This window comes from bacterium (assembly GCA_026398675.1).
GTDB lineage: Bacteria > RBG-13-66-14 > RBG-13-66-14 > RBG-13-66-14 > RBG-13-66-14 > RBG-13-66-14.
In genome coordinates this window covers 1-7,291 of record JAPLSK010000267.1, presented here as the reverse complement: position 1 = coordinate 7,291, position 7,291 = coordinate 1, and the positions used below count along the sequence as shown (strand labels likewise).

5 protein-coding genes are annotated in these 7,291 nt (G+C 66.3%); all 5 read right to left on the bottom strand.

What is annotated here, in order from left to right; genetic code table 11:
* On the bottom strand, positions 1–1,802 hold a 1,802-nt coding region (locus tag NTW26_08325; GenBank protein ID MCX7022256.1), incomplete at its 3' end, for a TIGR03960 family B12-binding radical SAM protein.
* A gap of 220 nt (positions 1,803–2,022) precedes the next feature.
* The gene (locus NTW26_08320; GenBank protein MCX7022255.1) at positions 2,023–4,257 is read right to left on the bottom strand and encodes a M1 family aminopeptidase; all 2,235 of its coding nucleotides are present in this window, start codon (positions 4,255–4,257) and stop codon (positions 2,023–2,025) included.
* Positions 4,258–4,353: 96 nt separating this feature from the next.
* Positions 4,354–5,646 (bottom strand): dihydroorotase, encoded by a 1,293-nt coding sequence (locus NTW26_08315; protein ID MCX7022254.1) that lies wholly within the window; start codon positions 5,644–5,646, stop codon positions 4,354–4,356.
* Positions 5,643–6,563 (bottom strand): aspartate carbamoyltransferase catalytic subunit, encoded by a 921-nt coding sequence (locus tag NTW26_08310; GenBank protein ID MCX7022253.1) that lies wholly within the window; start codon positions 6,561–6,563, stop codon positions 5,643–5,645. The genes NTW26_08315 and NTW26_08310 overlap by 4 nt, the downstream gene beginning before the upstream one ends.
* 83 nt (positions 6,564–6,646) lie before the next feature.
* Positions 6,647–7,198, bottom strand: coding sequence for a bifunctional pyr operon transcriptional regulator/uracil phosphoribosyltransferase PyrR (gene pyrR / locus NTW26_08305; GenBank protein ID MCX7022252.1), 552 nt, complete (start codon positions 7,196–7,198; stop codon positions 6,647–6,649).
* Positions 7,199–7,291 lie beyond the last annotated feature (93 nt).

The following is a 7,291-nucleotide window of genomic DNA, read 5'->3' as shown; positions in this document are numbered from 1 at the left end:
AGGGTGTCGGGCTCGCACTGCTCGGGCTCCACCCCGCACACGTTGCACCCGGACCGGCGGCAATCCTGTGTCGTCTTACCCTCCATCGCCCGTGCGCGCTCATCCACGAGGTAGGTTTTATGGACCAGGTTGTTCACCGCGTCCCAAGGCAGGCGGGCGTCGAGCGGAAGCTCCCGGTTGGCGTACTCCTCCAGGCTCAACGCAGCCGCGGCGAAGGACTCGCGCCAGCGCTCGATGTTGAAGAAGTCGTCCCAGGCGTCGAACACCGCCCCCCGCTTGTGAGCTTCCAGTAATGCCCGACCCTCACGCCGGTCCCCCCGGGCCAGGGCGGCCTCTACTAAAGCCATCCGAGGGCTGTTCCACTTGATATTTATCTTCCGGTGCCGCAAATCGCCCTGCAGGCGGGCCAGCGTCTCCTCCAACTCCGCCAGCGACGGCTGGGCGGCCCACTGGAAGGGGGTGTGGGGCTTCGGGATGAAGGGGGAGAGGGCGACGTTGACCACCTGTTTCTTGGCCGTCACCTCCGCGCAGCGCCGCGATAGCTCGACCAGGGCCGCCAAGTCCTCCCCGGTCTCCGTGGGCAGCCCGAACATGAAGTAGAGCTTGAGTGTGGTGAAGCCCGTCTCGAAAATCCGCCGGGCCAGCCCCACCACATCGTCGTTGGTGAAGTGGGGCTTGTTGATGACATCCCGGAGCCGCTCGCTTCCGGCCTCGGGAGCGATGGTCAGCGAGCCCATCCTCCGGCCGGACAGGAGCCACTCGAGCCGGATGACCGCCTCGCCTACCCGCAGGCTGGGGAAGCTGATCGAGGGCCCTCGGTGTCCGAGCTCGGTCAGCACCCGCTCCACCAGCCGGGCGAGCCCCCGCCAATCCGTGGACGAGAGGCTGGAGACGTTGGCCTCGTCGTAGCCGGTGAGCCGAAGCTGGCGCACCAGCTCGCCAAAAACCTCGTCGGCCTCCAAGGAGCGGACGGGGCGGTAGATCATCCCCGCCTGGCAGAAGCGGCAGCCACCCGTGCAGCCGCGCATCACCTCCAGGGTGACCCGGTCGTGGACGATGTCGGTTCCGGGAACCAGGGGGCTCTCGATGTACGGGTCGAGGCCGCTCAGGCGCCTATCTACCGCTGGGGAGTCCGGCGCGGGGACGAGTTGGCCGGTGGCGTCCTCGGTAATGAGATGGATCCTGTCCGGCAGGTAGGCCCCGGCGCAGCGGCTGAGCTCCTCGAGGGCGGCCCGCTTGTCGAACCCGGTATCGCTCCTGGCGCCCGCCACCGCCCGGACCAGCTCCGGGAGGAACTCCTCCGTCTCCCCCACGAAAGCGACATCCACGAAGTCCGCCAGCGGCTCGGGGTTGACCGTGCAGGGGCCGCCGACGATGACCAACGGCGCGTCATCTCCGCGCTCGGCGGCGGTGAGGGGTATCCCCCCCAGCTCCAGCATTTTCAGGAAATTCGTGTACGAGAGCTCGTAGCCGAGGGTCACGGCCACTACGTCGAAGGCGTGGAGGGGGCGCCTCTGCTCCAGGGAGAAGAGCGGCAAACCGCGGCTCCGCAGCGCCTCCTGCATGTCCGTCCAGGGCAGGAAACAGCGGTCGCATGCGGCGTCGGGATTCCGGTTGAGCCGGTCGTAGATTATCCGCCCCGCCAGATTGCTCATCCCAATTTCGTAGGTGTCGGGAAAGCACCAGCAGACGTTGACGAGGCCCGCGGGGTTCTTGCGGTAAGCGCCCCACTCGCCGCCGATGTAGCGGGCCGGACGCTCGACCGCGAGAAGCATCCGGGAAAAATCCTCGTCCTTGAGCAAGGGCGCCTTTCGTGAAAGGGCGGGGGATGGATCCCACGCCCTTATCTCACGGAATCACTTTTCCCTGACTTACCGAGAGTGTCTCGGGCGGGTGAATCGGCGGACCGTCGCCGGGAAAGGGCGTCGCGGAAGGGGTTTCACGGGTCCACCGGGAACGTCGCATCCTTATGTCCCCGCCCACGGATTATTGACGCCGGCATCGGGGAGCAAACCGGGCGGGTCAGCGGGCGATGACGATCCGGTGAGTCCGGGTGCCGCAGTCCGTGTCCAGCTTCAGGAGGTACACGCCGCTCGGCAGCCCAGTCGAATCGAAACCGACCTCGTGGCGCCCCGCGGCGTACTCACCCCCGGCCACGACGGCCACCCGCCGACCGGCGAGGTCGTAGAGATTCAGGGCCACTTGAGCGGTCCGGGGCAGGCTGAAGGCCACGCTGAACGCCCCAGCCGCCGGGCAGGGCCAGGGCGCGGACATGGCCAGGGGCGTCGAGCTTTCCCGCCAATCCACCCAGGACGTAAGGTAACTCTGCCTGGAGCCGTCGGCGGAGACGGTCTCCAAGCGGTAGCGGTAGCTGCCGGGGGAGGCGGGCCGGTCGAGGAACCGTCCCCGGGGCTCGAGCCCGTTGTCGTGCAGCTTCGCCTCGCCGAGGCCGTCCTCGCGGTAGAGCTCGACGCGGAGCACGTCGCCCTCGGCCGCCCAGGTGACGAGCACACCGTCCTCGTCTGGAACGGCGGTGAGGGCGATTACCGGCGCGTCGGAGCTCAGGAGCTTATAGATGAGCCAGCCGTTCGGATCGAAAATTATCCGGGCGGTCGCGGCGGGCACGGCGAACGTCTGTTCGTCCACCCGCCGGTCATCGTCGAAAACCACGTCCACCGAGCCATCCAGGGTGACAAGTCGGAGGTCCACCGGGGTGACGAATACTTCGGGAGTCATTCCGTCGGAGGAGTCCTGCACCTGGGAAAGCTGGATATGGCAGACCCAGCCGTTGGGGGTCTGTTCGTTCCAGACGACTACGTCGTACTCGGGATAGCCCGCCTTGTAGACCCACTGGTCGAAGAAGGCGTCCAGGGAGCCGGGGCCGCCGTAATAGTTCTCGGCCACGGCGATGAATTCCTCGGTGGTGACGGTGCCCGAGTCGTCGTCGGAGACGTAATCCCGGAGCATGTTCAAAAAAGTCTCGTCGTCGCTTCGGTGCCGGAGCATGTGCAGCACCCACGCACCCTTCTTGTACACGGTGGTGCCGAAAAGAAAGTCGGGGTCGTAGAGCGGGTAGCGGTAGTAGGAATCCTCGTTGAAGTACTGGGCCTTGAAGCCCGCCATGTAATACTGAAGCCCCTCCACTCCGCCGATGTGCTCCGCCCAGAACGCCTCTACGTAGCTGGCGAATCCCTCGTTGAGCCAGACGTTCTCCCAGGTCTCGCAGGTGATCCAGTCGCCGAACCACTGGTGCCCCAGCTCGTGGTCTATCACCCAATCGAAGGTGTGGTCGCCGGTGATGAAACCGGAGGAGTAGGTGGTCGTGGTGGTGTGCTCCATGGCCCCGCCTATCTCGGTGATCATGTGGCCGAAGCGGGGGTAGTGGTAGTCGCCGAAGAGCCCCGAGTTGAACTCGACCATTTCCGGGGCGATGGAGAGGTCTTCCTCGGCCTCGGGGGCGTGCTCCCAATAGACCCAGTTGTCCACGTGTTGCGGACCCTGCCCGATGTCGAAGGTGTCGTAGAAGTAGTAGTAGTCGCTGGCGGCCATGGCCACCAGGTAGGTCGGTATATCGAAATCGGCCTCCCAGTTGAAGGTCTTCGTGCCGTCGCCGTTGTCAACAGTGGAAGCCAGCACGCCGTTGGAGGCCACCAGCCAGTCGTCCCGTACGGTGTAGCTCTGGTTGCAGGTGAACCGGTCGTCGGGGGCGTCGTAGCAGGGGAACCAGCCGCTGGCATCGTAGGGCTCGGTGAAGGTGTGGATGAGGCCGCCGTTGGCCGAATCGGCGTACATGCCGTAGGGGGGTATGCCGGAGTACTCTATGACGATCGTGAATATCTCCCCGATGTTGTAGGCCCGGTCGAGGGTAATGGTAAGGTTGTCCCCGTTGCGCTCAAAATCGAGGGGCAGCTGATCCTGGAGGACGGCGCTTACGGCAAGCTCCTCGGCCAGCTCCATCTCGACGACGTGGAGGCCGCTTTCGGTGGATTTCAGCGTCCAGGCGGCGGTTCCATCCAGGGTGCACCACACGGGCGCGATGTCGCTGAAATACTCCAGGGTCAGGCAGAGATCCAGGTTTTCCTGGTCGAAACCCGCGCCCGCCGGTTTCGGTTCGCCGCGCTGGACGGCCTTCGCCGCGGCGGTGGCCTTGGCCGCCGCATCCAGGGCACCGGCATCGAAGTAGGGGTCCAGCGTCGGTGGAACGTTGGCCGAAGCCCCGAAGACAAGGAGGATGAAGACTATCAGGAAAACCCGCATCAAAACTCCCCTTTTGAACTCCGGCATTTCTCCAAGCCGATATTCGCATAAAAAACGCTCCACCGCAAGGATGGAGGATGGGAGGGCGCCCGACCGTCAGTCTATCAGTTCGCCGTCTCGGACCACTAAGCGGCCGCCCACGATAACCACCACGGATCTGCCCTTCAGCCGCGTTCCGTGGAAGGGGTTGTTGCGCCCCTTGCTGGCGAAATGCTCCACGTCCACCGTCCACTCTCGCTCCAGGTCCCAGACGGTCACGTCGGCGGGGTAGCCCGGGGTCAGGGAGCCGAGGGCAAGGCCCAGAACCTTGGCCGGCGCGGTGGTCATGGCCCGGATGAGGCGCTCCAGGGGAAGCTCGCCGGTGAGGACCAGTCCGGTGTAGAGGGCGGCGAAGGCCGTCTCGAGGCCGGCTATGCCGTCGGCGGCCCGGGCGAACTCGGTCTGCTTCTCGGCCACGGTGCAGGGGGAGTGGTCGCTGGCGATGACGGAAATAGTCCCGTCGGCCACGGCGCCGACCAGAACCCTCCGGTCAGCCTCGGTCCTCAGGGGAGGGGAAACTTTGGCGTTCGTGTCGTAGCCCTCGCAGGCGGCGTCGGTCAGGAGCAGGTTGTGGGGCGTCACCTCGGCGCTAAGGGGGACGCCGCGCTCCCGGGCGTACCGGAGAATGCCCACCGTGTCTGCGCTGGAGACGGGGCTTAGGTGGACGGGACACCCCAGGGAATCGGCGAAGATGAGTTCTCGGGCGGCGATAACCTCTTCGGCCACCGAGGGGACGCCGGGAAGACCGAGCTCGGTGCTCGTCCGCCCCTCGTGCATCACCCCGTCGGCGGCTAGTTCCGGGTCCAGGGGGAAACTGAGGACGGGGAGATCGAACATCCGCGCGTAGATGAGGGCGCGGCGCATGACGGCGGCGTCGGCCACGGGGTGGTCGTCGTCGGAAACGGCCAGCGCCCCGGCGGCGGCCAGCTCGCCCAGCTCGGCCAGCTCCTCTCCCGCCATGCGCTTGGTCACGGCGCCGATGGGATAAACCCGCACAACGCCGTCCCGGGCGGCCCGGCGGCGGATGAACTGCACCACCGTCTGGTTGTCCATCACCATCTCCCGCGTGCTGCGGCAGGCGACGGCGGTGTAGCCCCCCAGGACGGCGGCGCGGGTGCCGGTGGCGATGGTTTCCCGATCCTCGCGGCCGGGCTCGTTCAAGTGGACCTTGGTGTCCAGGAGCCCCGGCGTGACGAGAAGGCCGGAACAGTCGAGGACCTCCGCTCCCTTGGCCGTGACGTCCCGGCCCACCTTGGTGACGCGGCCCTTTTCCATCAAGAGGTCGGCCGGTGAGTCCAGATCGTTGGCCGGGTCCAGAACCCGCCCGCCTTTCAAGAGCAGCGACTTCATGACACCCCCCTCCCCATCGCCAACAGGTAGAGCACCGCCATGCGGACGGTGACCCCGGCGGCGATCTGACGCTGGAGATGGGGACGGGCGCGCTCGGCCACGGTGGAGGTGATCTCCACCCCGCGGTTGATGGCCCCGGAGTGCAGGATCATCACGTCGGGCTTGGCCAGCGCGAGCCGCTCGGAGTTCAAGCTGTAGAAGCGTGAGTATTCACGGAGGCTGGGCAGGAGCTTGTCGTTGCCGTAGTCCAGGCTGACACGGGTGGTGATGATGACGTCGGCCGAGTCCACCGCCTCCTCGACGGTGTGGAAAACCTGGCAGCCGAACTCGGAGAGCCCCTCGGGAATCATGGTGCTGGGGGCGCCCACGGCGACCTGGGCCCCCAGCTTGACCAGGCAATAAAGGTCGCTCTTGACGGCCGAGGCGTGGCGGATATCGCCCAACAGCGCGACCTTCAGCCCCTCGATCCGCCCCCGAGACTGGCGGATGGTGTAGGCGTCCACCAGGGCCTGGGTCGGGTGCTCGTGTGCCCCGTCGCCGGCGTTGATGACGCTGGCCTCGATGTTGCGCGCGAGCTGCACCGGCGCGCCGGCCAGGTGATGCCGCACGACGATGATGTCCACCCCCATGGCCTGGAGGGTCAGGGCGGTGTCGGTGAGGGTCTCGCCCAGGGCGCTGGGGAGCTGGCCGATGTTGATCAAATCGGCGGAAAGGGCTTTGCAGGCCCTCTCGAAAGAGATGCGCGTCCGGGTGGAGGGGGTGTAGAAGAGGTTGGCGACAATCTTGCCGCGCAGGGCGGGCAGTTTCTTCACCGCCCGGTTGGAGACCTCCTCCAGCTTGGCCGTCTGGTCGAGAATGAGCTCGATCTCGCCGACCTCGAGCTCGCGGATACCCAACAGGTCTTTACTCTTGAGCATCTTACGCCACCCGTATTGAGGAGACAAGGGGTTTAACCGAGCGAAGCGAGCTATGCCTCTGGCAAAACCCCTTGCCTGGCTGGTCAGCGCCGGTAGAGAAACACGCCCGGTTCGGGGTCGTCCAGCCGCACCAGGACCAGCTCTCCCGGGGCGGGTGTAACGTGGAGGCCCACGTAGTCCGGCTGGAGGGGAAGCTCCCTCCCCGGCCGCTCGGCGACGACGACGAGGCGTATCGCCTTGGGGCGGCCGAAGTCTATGAGCTCGTCTATGGCGGCCCGGACGGTCCGGCCCGTGAAGAGGACGTCATCGGCCAGGAGCACCACCACGTCGTCGAGGGGGAAGTCAATTTCGGTGGCGCCCACCTGGGGCAGATAGCCCAACCGGTGGATGTCGTCCCGGTAGAGGGTGATGTCCACGAACCCCAGGGGCACCGGGGTCCCCTTCAGCTCGGTGAGCCTTTCGGCCAGGAGGTGGGCGAGCCTCTCTCCGCCGGCGCGCACCCCGACCACGGCGAGGTCCGGCTCTTCGGCGTACTCCCGCGCCACCCGCTCCACCAGGTCGTCGAGGAGCTCCTCCAGCCGGTCGCCGTCGGCGACGATCCCGGTTCGTATCAGTTCTTGGTTCTTCTCAGCCATGAGCACCCTTCGTGGCGAGTCAGTCTGTGGTCAAGGTCCTCGTCCGCCCCTTCGCGGCCGTCGGCGCCCTCGTGTCGGTTCAGTCCGTGGTTA

Bases quoted from the DNA above. Each gene is read 5' to 3' on its own strand.
- NTW26_08320 (MCX7022255.1), bottom strand. From the start codon at position 4,257: ATGCGGGTTTTCCTGATAGTCTTCATCCTCCTTGTCTTCGGGGCTTCG.
- NTW26_08315 (MCX7022254.1), bottom strand. From the start codon at position 5,646: ATGAAGTCGCTGCTCTTGAAAGGCGGGCGGGTTCTGGACCCGGCCAAC.
- NTW26_08310 (MCX7022253.1), bottom strand. From the start codon at position 6,563: ATGCTCAAGAGTAAAGACCTGTTGGGTATCCGCGAGCTCGAGGTCGGC.
- pyrR (MCX7022252.1), bottom strand. From the start codon at position 7,198: ATGGCTGAGAAGAACCAAGAACTGATACGAACCGGGATCGTCGCCGAC.